Here is a 19,656-nt window from a genome sequence, read left to right as displayed (position 1 = left end):
ACTATGAGCAGTTACAAATGTGAAACAACTGGAGAATGGATTAATTTAATCCAAGAAATTGCTAAAGGTGGTGAAGCGGAGATTTGGACAACTAGCAAATCGGGTTTAGTCGCTAAAATATATACTAAGCCAATGATTGCTGATACTTGGCCAAAATTACGGTTAATGATCAATAATCCTCCCGATGATCCAACTGTAAATAAAGGTCACGTTTCCATTGTTTGGCCTAAATGTCTTCTACGAGATAATAGCGGGACACCTAAAGGTTTTTTGCTTCCTTATATTGCTAATACTTTAGAATTTTCTATCATACATCATCCCAAAGCTCGTAAACAAAAGGCTCCTGGTTTTAATTGGATTTACTTACATACAGCAGCGATGAATATTGCCTCTGTTATGCAATGTATCCATCAAAAAAATTATGTCATTGGAGATATTAATAGCAGAAATATTCTAGTTAAATCTAATACTTATGTTTCTATTATTGATACGGATTCCTTTCAAGTAACTGATCCTCGAACACATAAAGTTTATCGTTGTACTGTTGGTGTTGATGAATATAGACCACCAGAAATGTCTGGAAAAGATCCCCATAAAATTGATAGGTATGAAGCCCAAGATCGCTTTGGGTTAGCTATTTTAATTTGGCAGTTACTTTTTAACGATCACCCATTTTGCGGAAAATGGAATGGTAGAGGTGAGCCAACTATGGCAGAAAAAATCTCTCAAGGACACTGGGTCTATGGTGCAAATTCTAATCTTAGTCCTGTTAAGAGAATGATGCCATTTCATATCATACATCCCCAACTACAAACTTTATTTCGTCGTTGTTTTGATGACGGACATCGAAATCCTCATGCTCGACCTACTGCGGGTGAATGGCAAAAAACTTTAGAATTAGCAATCAAAGATTTACAAGTATGTTCTGTTGCAGGACAACAACATTATTATGCTAAAAGTTATAAAAAGTGTTACTGGTGTGAACGTGCAAAACTGATAGGTGTTGATATATTTGCTAATCCTAGTGGATCATCTAAACCGAGTCCTAGCAGTTTGAGTTCACCATTACCTACTATTCTAAAAAATAATCTTAGTCCTAATATTCCCAAGCCACCACAACCTATAATTCCGACACCACTAACTAATCTTAATATTCCTAGACCAACACAACCGATAATTCCTACGCCACCACCAAAAACGACACCTATCCCGACTAAACCTACCGATCTTTTCATTCAATGGCTACAATTAACAATAGCTAGGTTTAAATCTGCACCTGCTCAACAATGGATTGTTGGTGTAGGATTATGTATATTAAGTATTGCTGTTTATGCCAGTTGGTCATCTCACGTCAAAAAAACGCCATCACAACCCTTAGCAACACAATCTCAAAACTCTAACCCCGAAAACACTATTATTCAATATTATCAATTAGCAACAACTAATAAACAAGCTGCTATTGAGTTACTGAGTGTTCCTTGGCGCAAAGAAGCCACCGAAAAAATCAACAATCCTTGGTGGGACTTGGTGAGTAAGGTGGAAGTTTACACTTTTAGAACTTTTGCCACAAGTAATACCAATGCAACGATTAAAGTCTGGTTAAAATATGATATGAAAAATGGGGAAACTGCCTGTGAAAGTGCGATTTTTAAACTAATTTATGATGCAAATAGCAATCAGTGGTTAATGGACAGTATTAGTGATGTTGTGCAAAAAGACTATTGTGATAATACTTAAATAACAAGTGATCAAGGAATTGTTATCCCATTATTAACCTAAAATTATTAGAAATGCAGCCTAATTAGAGTGTGTTTATTAATTAATAACGGAATTAAAAATTAGTCAATTGGTCGCACCGTTTAAACACCCATATTTTCAATACTCCAATCTTCAAAGCTTAACCCAGGAACTCGTTCAAAATCCTGTCGATTTCGTGTTACTAAAATTCCATTTTTAGAAATTACAGTTGCAGCAATGCGTAAATCTCTTGTCCCAATTCTAACTTTTTGACGTACTAAGTCTATGTAGCAATTGTAAGCATCCTGATCAAAATCTAATACTTGAATTGTTTGAAAGAACTTTAATCCATCTTGTAAACCTTTATATCCCCAAATTAATCGATTAGATTGAGAAGATTGCTGGATCGCATTTAACCATCCTTTCATTTGTTCTTCTACTGTAATAATAGTAACAGTAATCTCATCAGGATCAGTTTCCATAACACGCTGTATAACTACAGGATGCTGATTTTCAAAAAGTGTAATATGATCTGTATCTAGTACCCACAAACTCACTTTACTTCCTCCTTTGCTTCAAGTTGACAATAATATTCTTCCATTTCAGCATCAAGTTGCTTCCGATCAGCTTTTATATAATCTTGTACTTCATCAAAAAGCGGGTTATCTTTATACATTCCTGCAAACTTCATCCAAGGATGTTCTGGTTTGGGTAGAGGAATTTCCAGTTGCACAATTTCACCTTGTTTCAGAATAGCATTAACTTGTTCTAATAATTGTTCTAGTGCTGCTTCTCGACTTGCACCCTTAGCTTTACAATCTAAACCTAATACTGTTACTATATATTCTTGATTTTGTTTTTGAATTAACACCGGATAAGTCAATTTGGCAATAGATGGAGATGACGATTGAATTAAGTTGGCAGTCATAGAACTATCCTTTTATAATCTAATTCAGTTTTATTATACACTATTTGAAGTTATAAAAAATGTATGATTCACCGGAGGAACTGGGCTTTTTGGTGGGAAATTAGCGTTGAGATTGCATTCTTTAGTTCGTAACTTAAGAATAGGCGATCGCTCACAACAATTAAGCATCAAAAAACTAGGGGGATAGCTGTGGATAAACAATAGTTTTCCCAACTTTTAAAGGGTTGAATTTCCGTTTCTTGATTGAGAACATCTACCACTCGATCATAAATGTCTTGCGCCTGTTCAGGAGAATCACCAATACAAGTTAATCCTAACTTTCCATAACGAGATAAACACCCCATTAAGTGAAAAACTGTTCCCGTTTCCGTACTACTATCAAAATGCAATTGATGATTAACAATAATATCCATTAAATCATTAGGTAATAATCCCTGATACTTGTTATGTTGCAAATTATCCGAAGCAATATAAAATTTAGGTTGAGATTTTCGACTATAAAATAACCCGGTTTGTAAATCATAATATCCATTGGTTAATAACTTTAAAGTCATAAATGGATGGGTGGTGCCCCCTCGACGGAGGTTAATTTCTATCGCCTGTAAATCCCAATCTAAACTGTCCGGTTTGTAGACCGCAATAAAATCTACACCAAACCGTTCTAATGCCCCTTTATTGGCTAAATTTTGACCAATTTTTTCTCCCATTTCTTGCAATTTTAATCGATAGGCGGCTTGGGCTGGAAATCGACAACCTTGGAAAATTTGACCATCGGGGCCCCCTAAAATTTGATCATGGGTGGAGATAATTTGAGTCTTGCCATTGGGAGTAATTTCACACTGAACACTAGGAGATTCTTTGATTTCTCCTTCAATAAAAACCTCTACAATTGCCCCTAATTGAGAAATGCGATCGCGAAAAGTTTCCCAGGTTTCATTCGGGGCTTGAAAACTTAATTTATTCCAGTAATTTTTGAGAATTTTCTCTCTTTCATCAAGGTTTAAATCTTGCAGAGGTCTTAAATCTAATAGGGCATTTCCTTCTCCAGAAAATCCCTGATTTAGTTTAACCACAATTCGGTTTAAGTTCGGTTGACGACTCCATAACTCTAAGGTTACTTTAGTTAAATCTTCCGTATTAAAAACTAAACCACTACCGTCGGGATGGGGAATACCTGCTTCGGCAAAGATTTGCCGACTGCCACTTTTAGTTCCCCAATAATTTAAGTCAGGATCAACCCCAAATAATGGGATATCTAATTGTACAGATAATTCCCGTTCTAGGGGGGTGGAATTAAAACAAATCATATAGGATTGATTGGGTCTTAAAACTTGATGAATTCGAGAAATTAAACGGGGACGTTCTAAAATTTTTTGGGTTAAGGGTTTGGGAGAAGTATCATAGGTTGAAAATAACAATAAACGATCCCGAATATGACTAATAGGAATTCCGGGCATTAGGTGTAAATAATAATCAATTACGGTGGGGTGAATGGGTTGGGAAGACACATAAATTAACCGCATTCTAGGATTGCGTAATCGAATTAAAGAAAAGAGTAATCGTTCTTCATACTGATGGGAACCCGGAATTTTTTCTAATTGGTGGCTATCTAAACTCAATGACGGAATTACAACGACATCCTGATCCTCTAATTCCTGATCGCTTAAACTTTGAAAGCGTTGCCGAAGTTGAGTTTGCAGTTCTCGAAACCGTTGAATTGTGTTTTCCTGGGAGTGATGCACTACAACCATAACTCTAACCTATTGAACCCGATATCTCTATATTAGTTCAGGGGATTAACCCCATAGCAGTTTCGATAAGAATTGCAAGATTTTGTTACTTGAGTTCCCAGAGTCGTGATTTTTGATCAACTTTTTCTACTTTTTCTAATTGATAGTTTTCATTTTTAATGGTTTGGCGTAATTCCTCAGAGGGGTTAAGAACAAAAACCTTTGGCCCTAGGGGGAGTAATAATAGATTGGGTTCGGAATTAACCATCAGTAGTTTAATATCAGGGTTTAATTCATAACTCAGAGAAATAATATTCCCTAAATTTGTATAATAACTCCCGTGATCGACGATGAGAGTGGCGGATTTATTTTTATTTAATTCTTGGGCAATTTGAGGATTTTCAAAACTGGGAACTTGATGCCACCAGCTTTGAGCATTCGCACTCATACTAATAGAAATTAAGCTAAATGTAAAAACTATTGCTAGTAGTCCTCGCCAAACTTTTTCTCCATCAATCAAGGAATTTTTATTACTTTTAATATGGGTAGAAAACAAATAAGCAACGGCTAATTGAAGGGCGGGAAAACAGGGAATTAGAAAGCATGTTACCGCAGAACGTCCTCCTCCCAAAAGCACATCGGGTAGGGCTAATATTAAAAAGGGAACTAAAATAGATGTCCAAATAAATAGGCGAGTTTGTCGATTAGTTTGTTGGCTAATTTGAAATAATGCCGCCAGAATTAATATCACAAAAGGAAGTCTGAGTAAATACATCTGAATACTATTAAAATCGAAATTTATATCAACAAATACAGAAGTAAAACTCAAAATCCAAAACTTGCTTAAATTTAGTAAACTGATGGAATTGCTTGACCAATTGGTAACATCCATCGCCCGTTGTAAATTATTGATTAAAATAATTAGCCAAGGACTAAAAGCTAAAATTGTGATCGCAACAGCCCCTAAAAATTCCAATAATAACGGAGAAAAAGTAAAGCGTTTTCGTTTTCTAAAAGATTGTGAAGACTCCATACTCAATAACAGAATATAAGCCCCATGCCCCATCATTGTTAACCCGAATAAAATATGGGTATAGAGTCCAAAAATACAGGCTAAACTATAACCTGCCCAAAATAAAGGATGACGCCAACGAATCGCTTTTAGTAAGGCATAACCAGCAGCAATTACCATTAAGGTAAGTAAACTATATTGTCGGGCAGTTTGAGCAAATAAAATATCAAAGGGAGATAGGGCTAAAAAAGCTGTAGCCAGTAAAGCGGTTTGGGAAGATTGAAATAATTCCCAAGCCAATAAATACATAAATGGCAGGGAAATTAAACTAATTAAAGCAGGTAAAAACCGAGAAGCAAAAATAGAACCCCCAAACAAAAACATCCAGACCCGTGCTAATAAAAAATAAAACGGAGAATGTTGAGGATCTTCTGTGGCTAGAGAATTGAGGGTATCTAGGGGGGTACTATTAGGTTTCAGTTGTTGATATTTGAGGAGGTCAACGGGGGAAACAATGCGATTCTGATAGAATTCCTGAGTAAATTCTTGACCCGTATATCCAGCAGCTCGCAAGGTAGTATAAACCTCATCATGCCAATAGATTTTTCCATCTAAAGCTACAAACCGAAAGGCAATACCAATAACAATAACAACAATTAAAAATAACCTCAGAATTTGAGGGCGAATTCCTTTGAAAAAGTTCCAGAGACGGGGCATAACATCCGTTTAAGTTAAGTATAAAATTTAATCTTAAAGCTTACGACTAAAAAAAGCAGGGAGATTCCCTGCTCAAATTTGGCTCAAGTTCTAAAATAGTTTTAAGAAATTAGCGAGTTAGGGGATGATTCATGTCGCCCTAACTCATTCAATCTCAAACCCTACTTAGTATAAAGAGCTACTGGGTTTGTGGACGATGAAGCTTAACACTTGGCACTGCTTCACGTTATCAAAACCCATCACACGGATATAGGATTTAGAATTTTCTTGGCGGCAAGCTTGAACTTCATTCAAAACTTCTTGAGAAGTAGTAGCATTGAATAAAGGCAGTTTCCACAGCGTCCAATAATGTTGGGTGGGTTCGGAAGATTCACTAAATTCCACACCCGGGATATATCCTTGATCCAGAATATATTGGACTTGCTTGACGATTTGAGCATCAGTCAAGGGAGGAAGATAGGATAACGTTTCAAAACGACGTTCTTTTGGTAATGTCCGCATTGTTGTTTCTAAAGTTAAATCCACTAAAGGTTAATAGGCGATCGCAGTGGTCATCATCCTTGAAACTCACCGCAAGTCGGGGTTCGGTTCTGAGTCCGTTTGTAATTCGATCTCCGGGTTAGATTCAACACTACTCAGTTGCGTAATTCGTTCTAAATACTGACGGCGATAATCTATATTAGCTTTTTGAATATTTTCACGAACCATTTCCGGTAAATAATCAGAAACTTCCTGTACCAGATGTTCCCGTACCGTCATAATCCGAAACGCCATCTCATGACTTTCTTGGAGCATTTCCTGTAGATAGGCCTCCCCGTCCTGAATTTTTCCCGTTGAGGAAAATTCACTTAGCCAGATTGCTTTTCCAGGGTTTGTTTCCCGAAGTTGATTCGTGATAATTCTTACAGCCTGATAGGTCAGGTAACTTGCCAGCACCTTCGATGTTTCTTTCGCAACTTGTTTGATATCCATAGGCTGACCCTAACCCTCTTGATGATGGATTGAGATTTTAGATTTTGGATTGAGTTGTAACTACAACCGACCTGACTTGTCAAGTCTGACCCAAAATCCAAAATCCTGAATCTCAAATCAATTAGACGGTATCCATCGACTCGAACTCAAACTTGATTTCTTTCCAGAGTTCGCAAGCAACGGCCAGTTCAGGAGACCATTTGCAAGCTTCACGGATAACGTCGCCGCCTTCACGCATGAGGTTGCGACCTTCGTTACGCGCTTGAACACAAGCTTCGAGGGCCACACGGTTAGCGGTAGCACCAGGAGCATTACCCCAGGGGTGTCCGAGAGTTCCACCACCGAACTGTAAGCAAGAGTCATCGCCGAAGATTTCCACCAGGGCGGGCATATGCCAAACGTGAATCCCACCGGAAGCCACGGGCATTACACCAGGCATAGAAGCCCAATCTTGGGTAAAGTAGATCCCACGAGAGCGATCAACCTCAACGTGATCTTCACGCATCAGGTCAACAAAGCCCATGGTGATGCCTTTTTCCCCTTCCAGTTTACCCACAACGGTACCGGAGTGCAGGTGGTCACCACCAGACATCCGTAAGCATTTGGCTAACACGCGGAAGTGAATCCCGTGATTTTTCTGACGGTCAATCACAGCGTGCATAGCACGGTGAATGTGGAGCAGAATGCCATTACGACGACACCATTTGGCCAAGGTGGTATTAGCAGTGAAACCACCCGTAAGGTAGTCGTGCATGATGATCGGGGTTTTGATTTCTTTAGCGAATTCAGCCCGTTCCATCATTTCTTCGCAGGTGGGGGCGGTCACGTTTAAGTAGTGACCTTTAATTTCCCCTGTTTCTGCTTGAGCTTTTTCGATGGCTTCTTGAACGAACAGGAAGCGATCGCGCCAGCGCATAAAGGGCTGGGAGTTGATGTTTTCGTCGTCTTTGGTGAAGTCTAAGCCACCGCGTAAGCACTCATAGACGGCGCGGCCATAGTTTTTGGCAGACAGACCGAGTTTAGGCTTAATTGTACAACCGAGGAGAGGGCGACCGTATTTGTTTAATTTATCGCGCTCAACGGTAATCCCGTGGGGAGGGCCTTGGAAGGTTTTCAGGTAAGCGATGGGGATGCGTAAATCTTCTAAACGCAATGACCGCAGGGCTTTAAAACCAAACACGTTACCGACTAAAGAGGTCAGCAAGTTGGTGACGGAACCTTCCTCAAACAGATCCAGAGGATAGGCGACGTAGCAAATATATTGGTTATCTTCACCGGGAACGGGTTCGACTTCATAGCAACGACCTTTATAGCGGTCGAGGTCAGTCAGTAAGTCCGTCCACACCGTTGTCCAAGTTCCAGTGGAGGATTCAGCAGCAACAGCCGCGCCAGCTTCTTCGGGAGGAACTCCAGGTTGAGGACTCATCCGAAAAGCAGCCAGAACGTCTGTATCTTTTGGTGTATAGTCAGGCGTGTAATAGGTCAGTTTATAGTCCTGTACACCGGCTTTGTAGCCAGATTTGGACTTGGTTTGTGTTTGAGAGTAAGACATATCTCCCTTAAAGCTCCCTTTGTTTAGGAATCGATTATTTTATGCACGGATTGGCAATTGATTAAAATAGTATCAAGAAACGAGTCATTGCAACGTTGAATCTTTTTAATATTTTTATAACATTTGTTTATATTTCTTCTTATTTTGGAATATTTCCCTCAGATCCCCTGTGTTTTTTCGCGTGTATATCACTAAAACGATCTTTTTTATATTAAGTCTTATGAAATAAATTCTGGTTAACAGAATAAGTGGTTTTACTTAACTATTTTCTGAAATTTAGACTGCATAATCATAGTCCATTGTCAAGCAGAACATCATCGGTAATTTCGGATTTCAAATTTAAAGTTAGGCTAGGGAAATTGGGTCTTGTCCACTTTCGATGGGTATACAGTTTCATCCCTAATTTTAAGTTTCAAGGTCTATAGATAGTATATAGTCTATAGTAAATTTATTAGCAATTGATTTAAGTCAATCATAATAAAACTGGGCTATGGGTGGAACTGTTCGTTAAGATGGTTATTAACCCAATACCGCGACTGTTCACCGCCCATTGTGACTTCACCCACTATCCATTGTATTAATCCCCAATGCTCCCATCCCTCAAATCAACCTTGGGGGAATAAATTTTGTCAGAGTTGTGGCGCCCCCCTACAACTGAACCAACGCTATATTCCTTTACACAATTTAGGAACCGGGGGATTTTCCCGCCTTTATACCGTCTGGGATCTCAAAGCCCAAACCGAAAAAGTCTTAAAAGTCCTGGTGGAACCCTCCCCGAAAGCCTTAGAACTCTTTGAACACGAAGCGGCGGTTTTAGCCCAATTACGCCATCCAGGAGTTCCTAGGGTCGAGGCAGATGGCTATTTTTATTTAAAAAAACGCAACGGCTCCGAAGGCCATCTCCCCTGTTTGGTGATGGAAAAAATTAATGGCCCCACCCTACAGGAAATTTTAGAGCAATATCCCCAAGGCTGTCCCGAAGACTGGGTGATCAGTTGGCTATCCCAAGCCTTAGATATATTAAGGGAATTGCATGGCCATCAAATCATTCATCGAGACATCAAACCCTCAAACGTGATGTTACGGATGACATCCGGCGGCAAGGGGGGTCAGGTTTCGGACACCCAACTGGTGATGATTGACTTTGGAGGGGCTAAACAAATTGGCTCTGTCCCCCATGGCGATCGCGAAAGTAGCCCCCGCAGTAGTACCCGCCTAATTTCCGCCGGATATAGTCCCCCGGAACAGGTGATGGGGGCGGTGGTCGGGCCAGCAACGGATTTTTATGCCTTGGGGCGCACCTGTATTCATTTATTAACGGGTCAATTTCCCGGGGACTTAGATGATGCTTACACAGGAGAATTGCGTTGGCGAGAAAAAGCCCTGGTTAGTGCCGGATTTGCTAATTTATTAGAGCGAATGGTGCAACTCGATCCCCGTCAACGTCCCCAAACCGCCAAAGAAATTCAAACAGATATTTTTAGAATTATTCGACAGAAAAAACATCCTCGACGGATGATGTCTTCCCATCAACAGTTCCTTAATCATCTGACAACGACTTTAATTCAATGGGATAAAAAATTAATTCAACTGGTATTTGGACTAGGAAAATTAACCATACATTCTGTGCGGGGTTTAGTCGAAACCAGTTGGGAAATTGCCTTAGCTGGAACTGGATCAATTGTCGGAACAGTAATTGGATCAATATTAATTTATTTTTCGGGATTAGGAGAAAAAATTACTGTGGTTTTAGCCCAAGAATTACCCCAGATTTTACCGAATGTTCCCCTAACTTTAGGTGCGGAAGTGTTAGTTTGGGGATTAGCCGGATTAGGCGCTGGAATTGGATTAACCGATGCGGGAGGTTTCGGTCAACGTCGCCGTTATTGGTTAGCTGGGATTATGGGAATGTTAGGCTATATTGTGGGGGGAGCTAGTGGACAACTGATCAATCAATTCGGAAATATAGGTCTTCAGGGATGGGAATTAGAATTGTTTCATCAACTCCCTTTAGGAATAGCCGCCGGGTTAGTAACTTTAGGTTTAGGGTTACGCAATGATCAAATATTTCAGGGGATATTTGTTTTATTAACCGTTACTACTCTATTTTTAGGTTTTAATCAATTTAATATTTTGCCTCAAGAACTGTTACAGTTTCCTACTAAAATTCAACACCCTAATCTATCCCAATTTTGGCATAATTTAGGATTTATGGCGTTACTCAGTGGCACAACAGCTTTCTGTTTAGGAATAACTCACTATTTCATTCTTCCCCTATTTCGATGGTTGAGAAATTAGTTATAGTTTTCAGATTCCGACAGATTGAAATCTGTCGCTACACAGACGAAACCCGCCGACGCGGGTTTTGAAATCAAATATTCCTCACTAGATTATATATAGCTAGACTATATAGTTTAACTACAAAACTATTTTATTTCTTTTTGGCTTCAGGTTTTGGAGATTCAGGAGGAATGGTATACTTTAATTCCCCATCTTTTTGAACTTCCACTTTAACTCCTAATTTAATTAATTCTTGAATCGCTCTTTTTCTGACTAGCTTATCTTGTGTAGCACTATAAACCATCAACCAAGATTGAATGCGGATTAATTTATTATCGGGATTTTTTCTTAAAGCTTCAGCAAATTCTCGTAAACGAGGGGAAAATATTTGATCCGGTGTTCCTTCCGCCCATTTTGCTGCCATTTCATGGGATTTAATCGAAGCCTGAGTATCACCAATTAATAATAATTCATCAACGCCTTTAACTCTCCAAACTAACCAAGATTGAGGGTTCTTTTCTGGAGAAAGAGATTTCAACCCCCTATCTATCAGTTTAACCGTTAAATCAGGTCGGGCTTGGTAAAAAGAAACCGATGTCGATAAAAAATTGTACATTTCTACCCAAAGGGGATCGTGAGTAACTATGACCTCGAAATAATCATCTAACAGTTCATAATCTGTTTGCTCACGCGCCAAATCATCCCCAAAATATTGCAGAAAGTTTAAAAATGTCCAACTCGCCAGTAAATTCCCATAACCCAATGTGGGTAATTTTTGGAGTAATCTTAACCGTGCCGCCTCCCGTTCTTTTTCTTGTTGGGCTGCGATCCTAGCTTCCTTATCCAGTCGTGGTGTTTGCACCCGAGAAACCTCTAACCCACCCGGAGCATGAAGTTGTATGCTAATAATACTGACTAAGGCGATTCCAGCGATCGCCATCGGCATTAGGAAAGACAATCCTTTCGGCAAAGCAGACTTAACTAAAAGATGAACCACAATTTTTGCTAAAACTCCTTGCGCCCTGGCAATGATATCACGAATTTTTTAACCAGATTTGAAAAACTCAAGTTAAACTTTTATTGGGGGTGTAATCGGTCGGGAGTGATGATTTTATCTATCATTAACGGCAAACCCACCCATCTAATTATACCTCAAGCTATAATCGGAGCAGAAAAACAATTAAGTCAGGAAAATCCCCGCGCTATCATGAAGGATCACTAGAGGCTTTTTTTTGGCAACGGTTCTGCACCCTCTATATTTGGCAATCGAGTCAAGTTGAGGTGGGGCATAACTTGTTTTTGTCCATCCCCCTCAAATCAGGAAAAATTGCACGGGAAAATGGTAAAGATCGCTAATCTTAAGCCGTTTTTTCCTTTTGCCCATCAAATTTCAGAATCAGATCACTTTAAAATTAAATCTAGGCTTTCCATCCCAACTCTAAAGAGGAGTTAAGGATATCAAGCGATATAGGGAGACTCAATGAATCAAAACGTTAAAAGCTTTTCTGTGCTCCGTCAGGCTTTATTTACAGGGGCGATCGCAGCCGTTACCGCTTTCGTCATGCCCGCTTGGAGTAGTAGCGTCAGTACCCCCCTCAAAGATAGTCCCAAAGCCGTATTGGATGAGGCTTGGCAGATTGTTTTTCGGGAATTTGTTGATGGCAAGTTTAACCAAGTCAACTGGCAAGCCCAAAGGGAAGAACTCCTGAGCAAGAACTATACTTCCAGGGAAGAAGCCTATACAGCCCTGCGAAAAGCCCTGGAAAAACTCCAAGATCCCTATACTCGCTTCATGGATCCCAAACAGTATGAAGCATTAACCAATCAAACGGCGGGGGAACTTTCCGGGGTAGGAATGCAGTTGACCCTGGATGAAAAAACCAAAGCCATTACCGTTGTCGAACCGATTAAAAATTCTCCTGCTATCAAAGCTGGAATTCTTTCAGGGGATCGGGTGCTTTCTATTGATGGAGTCTCCACCACGGGCATGACCGTTGAACAAGCGGCCAATAAGATTCGGGGGGCGATTGGCACCAATGTCAATTTGCGCATTGGACGGGAAGGACAAAAAGAATTTGATTTGACTCTGACTCGCGCCCGAATTGAATTAGAAACCGTCACCTATCGGGTCAATAACGAAGGAAATCGCAAAATTGGTTATATTCAACTGCGGGAATTTAATTCCCATGCAGCCGAACAAATGCAAGCCGCAATTCAAGCCTTAACCAAAGAAAATGTTCAGGCTTTTGTTCTGGATTTACGGGGAAATCCCGGGGGATTATTGCGTACCAGTATTGATATTGCTCGGATGTGGATGGATACGGGGGCAATTGTGAGTACCGTTGATCGCAATGGCAAAACCCAGGAAATTCGCAATAACCGCACCTCGATCACAAAATTACCTGTTGTCGTGTTAGTTGATGGTAATTCCGCCAGTGCGAGTGAAATTTTAGCCGGAGCATTGAAGGATAATCAACGCGGTGTGGTGATGGGAACTCAAACCTTTGGCAAGGCTTTAGTCCAATCGGTGTTTTCCCTCTCCGATGGTTCCGGGCTGGCGGTGACGATCGCCCATTATTACACGCCCAATGGTATTGATATTAGCCATAAAGGGGTCACTCCCGATGTTAAGGTCGATATCTCCGATGATCAGAAAAAACAATTGGCTACCGATCCGAAGTTAATCGGGACAGCCCAAGACCCTTTTTACGCCAAGGCCGTTTCTATTTTGGCGGGGGTGGGTGGCAATCGACCCTTAGCCATTAACGAGTCTAAGTAACACTGACAATCCCCCGAACAGCATTCGGGGGATTATTGGTTCAATATTGCTGCTATTGCATTAGCCAACAATTTTATTTTAGTCACTCATAATACTAAAGAGTTCCAAAGAATTAAAAATTTACAACTTGAAGATTGGGAATGAAATAAAATGACTTAATAATAATCATTCAAAAAAAGTATAATTATAAAAAATAGCCAATAAACTTAGCTTTTAGATGCTCAAGCTAGTTGAACGAATATGGTAGTCTCTATGTTAGAATGAAATCCTAACTGTTGTTGAAACTTTCTACCCCTCCTATTTGTCAATCAAGCAGCCCAAAACACTGTGAATCCAAGCCTTGAAGACTTAATCCAATCGGCGATCGCTGACTTAGATGTGGGAAATCTGCGAGAAGCTCATCAGACAATCTCGCAAATTTTAGCACTAGATCCCGATCAGGCTCAAACTTATAAAATTTTAGGGGATTGGTATGAAGTGCAAGGACTATTTCCAGAAGCAATTTCTGCCTATAAAAAGGCAATTAAATTACAACCGGATTTTGTAGAAGCCTATGCCTATTTAGCTCAGGTTTTACGGAATACAGGAGAGTTTGAGCCAGCATTTTTCTGTTATAAAAAAGCCCTAAATTTGCGTCCTAGTTGGACAGAATTATATTTTCAATGGGGTCAGGCATATTTCTGGAGTGGGGATATTCCCAGAGCAATTCGATGCTATCAAAAAACCTTAGAACAAAATCCTAATCATGTTCATTCCTATTTTGCCTTAGCCATGGCCTATGGACAATTGGGAGATACAAAACGAGCGATCGCCCTCTATCAACGAGTGATTCAGCTTCAGCCCGATTTAGCAAATGCCTATAATAATTTAGGGTGTTTATTGTTTGCAACAAATGATTATGACGGGGCTTTAGCAGCATGGAATAGGTGTCTAACTTATAATGAAACTGAAAGTGAAAATTCTTTAACCTATAATAATATTGGTCAAGTATTTGTAGCCCAAGGTAAAATAAAAGAAGCCATTCAATCCTATCGTCAGGCCCTAGAAACCAAAGAAGATTTTCCTCTGGTTTATAATAATTTAGGGAAGATTCTCCAGCAACAAAATCAACATAAGAATGCTGTTTATTACTTTAAAAAAGTTATTGATTTAGAACCCGATAATCTATTTGCCTATATTGACTGTGGAGCTTCTTTACTCAATTTAGGAAAACTGGATGCTGCGTTGAGTTGTTTTAAAAAAGTCATCTCCCTTGAACCTAAATTTGTAGAGGGTTATTGTCAGGGAATGCAGCAGCTTTCGGGATCAGATGAATTATCTTTAGCCCGAAAGTCCTGTGCTGATTTTCTCACGGCATTACAACAGGATGATACCCCCCTATTCCCCCCTTACCAATGGGGGGCAGATACTGATAACTCTGATGAACAGGAGGGGAAAGTGTCTGTCCCTATCCCAGACCAGGAGGGAGCTAGGGGGGGTAAAACGGTCTATAAACATCTCTATAAAACCTATCTTCACCTGGGAAATACTTTAGCTATTTACGGAAAGTTTGATCAAGCAGTGAGCTACTACCAAAAAGCAGCACAAATTCAACCTCAATCCGTAGAAGTTTATCTAAAATTGGGCAATTGTTTATTGAAAAACCAACAACTAAATGCCGCATTAACAGTTTATCAAACGGCTCGAATTTTACTCAAACGGTCGTCTGTTTTTTCCCCTAGTCAGTTCCTTGAAGTGAATTTACAATTGGGGATAATTACGGAAAAACAAGGCAATTGGGAATCTGCGACCGATTACTATAGTCAGGTTTTGCAGATACAGCAAGATAGTCGGTTTCAGTCCTGGGTTAGTAACTCTCCTTCCACCTTAAACCTACTGCAAGAATGGGCTAATGCGCCCTATATTCAACGGACAAATATTCCCCAAGGAGTTTGTGATTCAACCCTAACATGGCTGACAAATAATAATTTACGCGATAGTCATTATTGTGATCTATCAGAATTATTGGGTTCCCAAAACTTGGATAACTGGAAACAGACACCCTCTAAACCCAATCAATGCGGGGGGTTGGATTGTGAACCCTGTCTTAAAGGTGTGTTCAAATCGTTTCAGTGGCAGAATTTGGGACATGGGATTGAAAAAGGTTTGGTGTCCAAAAACAATACGGCCTCAACGCCCTTATTTGTGGCGGTCATTCCCAATGGACGAGCCTGGATTGTTCCCCAACAGAATTATTGGCTGGTTTGCAAAGCGATCGCCATTATTACACCCGATAATCAACTATTAGCCGATGTCTCCCGGGAATATCCCGCTCCCCTTCCCTGTTGTCCCAGTTATGACCCCCAACAGCATCAAGTGTTTCAACAGTCACAATTACCCCCCCTGCAACAGATTGAAGGTCGGGTCGCGGTATTGTCGGGGTTATCGGGGAATGTCTATTTTCATTGGATGGTGGATATTTTACCGCGACTGGAACTCTTGCGCCAAAGTGGGATTAAGTTCAATCAAATCGATTGGTTTTTGGTGAATAGTTACCAAGCGCCCTTTCAACGGGAAACCCTAACTCGCTTAGGAATTCCAGAGTTTAAAATCCTCGAAAGTGATCAGTTTCCCCATATTCAGGCACAGCAATTAATTGTTCCCTCCTGGGCGGGATATATGGGATGGTTACAACCCTGGGCGATTGATACTTTACGCCGTTGGTTTCTTCCTGATGGTCAAACTCCGGGGAGGAATTATCCCGAACGGATTTATATTAGTCGGGGAAATGCCAGATATCGTCGGGTTTTAAATGAGAAAGAGGTGATTGAAACCCTTCGTCCTTGGGGTTTTGTGACCGTGCAACTCGAAACCCTATCCTTTACGGAACAGGTGGCTTTGTTTGCTCAAGCTAAGGTAATTATGGGAGCCCATGGTAGCGGTTTAACCAATATTCTGTTTTGTCAACCCGGAACCCAAGTAATTGAGTGGATGTCTGCCCACTATAATCGTCATTATTATTGGGTGATTAGTCAGTATCTGGAATTGGAACATTATTGCCTGACGGGGGAAGGATTTTCTTGCTATCCCCTACGGGGGTTAATGTATCAAAATTCCTTGACAGAAGATATTTGGGTGAATCTTGTTTCTTTGAAACGGCTATTAAAAATGTTGAAATGACTATTAATATTAAGTTAGATAGAAGATTATAAACACAAAGACACGGAGACGCTAAGAAGTGAGGATGTGGACAGACTGGGTGTAAATCTTCGTGCCTTTGTGCCTTCGTGGTTCACTTAGTGATAAAATTTCAATTGTCTGAACTGAAACTAACTATGTCACCTAACGAAATTCGCGCCCGCAGTGTACAGTTTCTCCATCAACAAACAGAAATCTATATTAATCAAGGGCAATTTGAGGATGCAATTAAGGCTTGTAACCAGTTATTGCAAATTCAGTCTGATTATGCCCCCGGTTATAAACTGATGGCGGATATATTCCAAAGACAGGGGAAATTACAGGACGCGCAAGACTGGTATAGCCGAACATTGCAACTTCAACCTAATTGGCCAGAAGTTCATGCTAACTTGGGAAGTCTGTATGCCAAATCACAACAATGGCAACAGGCGATCGCTTGTTATCAAAAAGCTGTCACCCTGAAACCGGATTTCGCCGGGGCGTATCGGAATTTAGCCAAAGTTTGGACACAACTGGGCGACCCCCAAAAATCGGCACAGGCCTTCTATCAAGCCTTGACATTAGAACCGAATCAAGCCACCGCAGAAGAACATTTTAACCTTGGCCAGCAGTTAGCACAACAGGGACAGGTCAAGGAAGCGCAGATCTGCTATCGGAATGCAATTAAACTTGATCCCAATTTGACGACGGCCCATCAAGCTTTGGCTACTCTGCTCAAAGACCAAGGAAAAGCCCAGGAAGCAACCCAGGTCTACCGTCAAGCGATCGCATTGAATACTCCTCCGACCATCGGTTCAGCCCCCTCGGATACCTTAGCCGCCGCCACAGCCAGGGAATTATTACCCCAAGAAACTTTAGCCGGGGCAACTCGTCAGCAAACGGTGAGTTATAATACGAAACCCCCGATGAATCAGCCCAATAATCCCCAAACCTATTTAAAACAAGCCCAAGCCTATTGTGCCTTGAAGGAATGGGATCAAGCGATCGCGACCTGTCAAAAAGCCTTAAAATTACAGCCCGATTTAGCAGAAGCCTATAAAATTCAAGGGAATGCGTTACAAATTTTAGGGGAAATGTCGGCGGCAATTCGGTGTTATTCAAAAGCCTTAGAAATTCAACCCCAATATCCCGAAGTTTATGCGAATTTGGGCAGTTTATATGCTCAGGAAGAACGCTTAGAAAAAGCTGCCTCCTATTATCAACAAGCTGTTAGTTTAAAACCAGATTTTGCCGGAGTTTATCGTAATTATGCTAAGATTCTCACCCAAATGGGGCAGTTAGAACAGGCATCCCAATGTTTAGAAAAAGCCTATAGTTTGGAACCGGAAAAAGCCACACCGGAGGAACATTTTAATTTAGGTAATACTCGCTTTAAACAAGGTAAATTTGATGAGGCACTCACAGCCTATCAAAAGGCGTTACAACTCAATCCTCAGTGGGCAGGAATCTATTATCAATTAGGGCAATTGTATCAAGCAAAAGGGGAAACTGAATCTGCAATTTTTTCCTATCAAAAAGCCTTAGAATTAGAACCCTCTAAGTTAGAATTTTATTATGGGTTTGCCGATTTATTCAGCCGTCAAGAACGTTGGGATGATGCAATCCGAGTTTATAACAAAATCTTGGAATTAGACCCGAATCAAGCCGTTGCTTATTATAAAATCGGAGAGATTTTCAACCGTCAGTGGCGGTTAGAAGAAGCGGTTAACATTTACAAAAAATCCATTTCCTTGAATCCTAAATTGGTTTCTTCCTATTATGGGCTAGGAAAAGTTTTAGTTAAACAGGAAAATTGGCAAGAAGCGGTGCAAGTCTTCCGTCAGGCGGTGCAAATGAACCCCAGTGGAGATGCAGAAGCCTATAAAGGGCTCGGGGATGCCCTGGCGAAAGTTGGGGAAGCAGAAGCAGCAATTAAAGCCTATCAAAAATCAACCGAAATTGATGATAGTCAAGCAGAAGTTTATCAAAAATTAGGGGATTTACTCCGAGATCAAGAACAGTTTGAATCTGCTATTACTGCTTATCAACGTTCCATTGAACTGAATCCAAGTGTGTTCTGGACACAGAACAATTTAGCGGATATTTTCTTTAAACAAGAACGGTGGGAAGCCGCGATTTCTGCTTATCAAAATGCGATCGCTTTAGATTCTAGCTACTCTTGGTCATACAATAGTTTGGCTGATGCTTTAGTGAGTTTGGAACGGTTGGAAGAAGCAATTCCTGCTTATCAAAATGCCATTAAACTGAATCCTGAATTCCCTTGGTCTCATTATAATTTAGGGAAAGTTTTAACGGAATTAGAGAATTGGGAAGAAGCGGTTGTAGCCTATCGCGGTGCAATTAAAGTTCAGTCCGATTTACCGAATATTCAAGAAAAACTCGCCGATGCGTTGAGAAATCGAGCTAAATTAGATTTACAGGAATCCTTGGATTATTATTATCAAGTGATTGAAGAAAACCCCGATCATGTGGCGGCTTATCATAAAGCCATTGAGATTAAACCCGATGATCCCCAATTGTATATTCAGTTAGCGAATACTTTAGTTAATCATAATCATTTGGATGGTGCGATCGTATTCTATCAAATGGCATTGCAGTTAGAACCCGATCATCCTGAAGTAATTGAAAAATTAGAGGGAATTGTCGAAAAAAAAAAGCTAGGTTAACCCCCTACTTTTCCGTCTCCCAATCTCAATCCGAGTATGATCAACTCTATCAGGCATGGCTAAAATACAACACAACCCGTAGTGAGGCGTTCACGCCTTATAGCCC

The 19,656-nt window shown here is 40.4% G+C and carries 13 protein-coding genes and 1 pseudogene; 6 read left to right on the top strand and 8 right to left on the bottom strand.

What is annotated here, in order from left to right; all coding sequences use genetic code 11:
- The first annotated feature begins 3 nt into the window (after positions 1 to 3).
- Positions 4 to 1,737, top strand: a complete 1,734-nt coding sequence (locus tag PL11201_RS09900) for a helix-hairpin-helix domain-containing protein (protein WP_079678425.1) — start codon at positions 4 to 6, stop codon at positions 1,735 to 1,737.
- Between the two features lie 122 nt (positions 1,738 to 1,859).
- Here PL11201_RS09900 and PL11201_RS09895 read toward each other — a convergent pair whose 3' ends face one another.
- From PL11201_RS09895 to PL11201_RS09865, 7 genes are all read right to left on the bottom strand, one after another.
- Positions 1,860 to 2,294, bottom strand: coding sequence for a type II toxin-antitoxin system VapC family toxin (locus PL11201_RS09895; RefSeq protein WP_079678424.1), 435 nt, complete (start codon positions 2,292 to 2,294; stop codon positions 1,860 to 1,862).
- On the bottom strand, positions 2,291 to 2,665 hold the full coding sequence (locus PL11201_RS09890) for a hypothetical protein (RefSeq protein WP_079678423.1): 375 nt from the start codon (positions 2,663 to 2,665) through the stop codon (positions 2,291 to 2,293). Before PL11201_RS09890 ends, PL11201_RS09895 begins: the two co-directional genes overlap by 4 nt.
- Before the next feature lie 167 nt (positions 2,666 to 2,832).
- Positions 2,833 to 4,416: a peptide ligase PGM1-related protein gene (locus tag PL11201_RS09885; RefSeq protein ID WP_079678422.1), complete on the bottom strand. Its 1,584-nt coding sequence runs from the start codon at positions 4,414 to 4,416 to the stop codon at positions 2,833 to 2,835.
- 85 nt (positions 4,417 to 4,501) lie between these two features.
- Entirely contained in the window at positions 4,502 to 6,124 is a 1,623-nt protein-coding gene (locus PL11201_RS09880; protein ID WP_079678421.1) for a glycosyltransferase family 39 protein, read from the bottom strand.
- A gap of 165 nt (positions 6,125 to 6,289) precedes the next feature.
- Positions 6,290 to 6,625 (bottom strand): ribulose bisphosphate carboxylase small subunit, encoded by a 336-nt coding sequence (locus PL11201_RS09875; protein WP_026786015.1) that lies wholly within the window; start codon positions 6,623 to 6,625, stop codon positions 6,290 to 6,292.
- Between the two features lie 66 nt (positions 6,626 to 6,691).
- On the bottom strand, positions 6,692 to 7,096 hold the full coding sequence (locus tag PL11201_RS09870) for a RuBisCO chaperone RbcX (RefSeq protein WP_079678420.1): 405 nt from the start codon (positions 7,094 to 7,096) through the stop codon (positions 6,692 to 6,694).
- A 121-nt stretch (positions 7,097 to 7,217) separates the two neighbouring features.
- Complete coding sequence (locus PL11201_RS09865) at positions 7,218 to 8,648, bottom strand: form I ribulose bisphosphate carboxylase large subunit (protein ID WP_079678419.1); 1,431 nt, start codon at positions 8,646 to 8,648, stop codon at positions 7,218 to 7,220.
- A gap of 552 nt (positions 8,649 to 9,200) precedes the next feature.
- Between PL11201_RS09865 and PL11201_RS09860 the strand changes: the two genes are divergently transcribed.
- Complete coding sequence (locus PL11201_RS09860; RefSeq protein WP_234996659.1) at positions 9,201 to 10,946, top strand: serine/threonine-protein kinase; 1,746 nt, start codon at positions 9,201 to 9,203, stop codon at positions 10,944 to 10,946.
- A gap of 133 nt (positions 10,947 to 11,079) precedes the next feature.
- Here PL11201_RS09860 and PL11201_RS09855 read toward each other — a convergent pair whose 3' ends face one another.
- Complete coding sequence (locus PL11201_RS09855; protein ID WP_234996658.1) at positions 11,080 to 11,925, bottom strand: hypothetical protein; 846 nt, start codon at positions 11,923 to 11,925, stop codon at positions 11,080 to 11,082.
- A 483-nt stretch (positions 11,926 to 12,408) separates the two neighbouring features.
- Between PL11201_RS09855 and ctpB the strand changes: the two genes are divergently transcribed.
- The 4 genes and pseudogenes from ctpB to PL11201_RS09830 all read left to right on the top strand — a co-directional run bounded on the left by ctpB (position 12,409) and on the right by PL11201_RS09830 (position 19,550).
- Positions 12,409 to 13,707 carry a carboxyl-terminal processing protease CtpB gene (gene ctpB, locus PL11201_RS09845; RefSeq protein ID WP_079678415.1) on the top strand — a complete coding sequence of 433 codons (1,299 nt, stop codon included), beginning with the start codon at positions 12,409 to 12,411 and terminating at the stop codon, positions 13,705 to 13,707.
- 42 nt (positions 13,708 to 13,749) lie between these two features.
- A pseudogene (locus PL11201_RS27040) lies at positions 13,750 to 13,851 on the top strand (type II toxin-antitoxin system VapC family toxin); the annotation flags it as partial.
- A 183-nt stretch (positions 13,852 to 14,034) separates the two neighbouring features.
- Positions 14,035 to 16,866, top strand: coding sequence for a tetratricopeptide repeat protein (locus PL11201_RS09835; RefSeq protein WP_079678414.1), 2,832 nt, complete (start codon positions 14,035 to 14,037; stop codon positions 16,864 to 16,866).
- A 155-nt stretch (positions 16,867 to 17,021) separates the two neighbouring features.
- Positions 17,022 to 19,550, top strand: a complete 2,529-nt coding sequence (locus PL11201_RS09830) for a tetratricopeptide repeat protein (RefSeq protein ID WP_079678413.1) — start codon at positions 17,022 to 17,024, stop codon at positions 19,548 to 19,550.
- The last annotated feature ends 106 nt before the right edge of the window (positions 19,551 to 19,656 follow it).

Source organism: Planktothrix sp. PCC 11201 (assembly GCF_900009135.1).
In the GTDB taxonomy this organism is placed as follows: Bacteria; Cyanobacteriota; Cyanobacteriia; order Cyanobacteriales; family Microcoleaceae; genus Planktothrix.
Note: the sequence above shows the minus strand (reverse complement) of the source record. Positions and strands in the feature narration are given on the sequence as shown.

Excerpts from the sequence above, each read along its gene's own strand:
- PL11201_RS09830 (WP_079678413.1), top strand. The coding sequence starts at position 17,022 with ATGTCACCTAACGAAATTCGCGCCCGCAGTGTACAGTTTCTCCATCAA.
- PL11201_RS09865 (WP_079678419.1), bottom strand. The coding sequence starts at position 8,648 with ATGTCTTACTCTCAAACACAAACCAAGTCCAAATCTGGCTACAAAGCC.
- PL11201_RS09870 (WP_079678420.1), bottom strand. The coding sequence starts at position 7,096 with ATGGATATCAAACAAGTTGCGAAAGAAACATCGAAGGTGCTGGCAAGT.
- PL11201_RS09890 (WP_079678423.1), bottom strand. The coding sequence starts at position 2,665 with ATGACTGCCAACTTAATTCAATCGTCATCTCCATCTATTGCCAAATTG.
- PL11201_RS09875 (WP_026786015.1), bottom strand. The coding sequence starts at position 6,625 with ATGCGGACATTACCAAAAGAACGTCGTTTTGAAACGTTATCCTATCTT.
- PL11201_RS09885 (WP_079678422.1), bottom strand. The coding sequence starts at position 4,416 with ATGGTTGTAGTGCATCACTCCCAGGAAAACACAATTCAACGGTTTCGA.
- ctpB (WP_079678415.1), top strand. The coding sequence starts at position 12,409 with ATGAATCAAAACGTTAAAAGCTTTTCTGTGCTCCGTCAGGCTTTATTT.
- PL11201_RS09900 (WP_079678425.1), top strand. The coding sequence starts at position 4 with ATGAGCAGTTACAAATGTGAAACAACTGGAGAATGGATTAATTTAATC.
- PL11201_RS09880 (WP_079678421.1), bottom strand. The coding sequence starts at position 6,124 with ATGCCCCGTCTCTGGAACTTTTTCAAAGGAATTCGCCCTCAAATTCTG.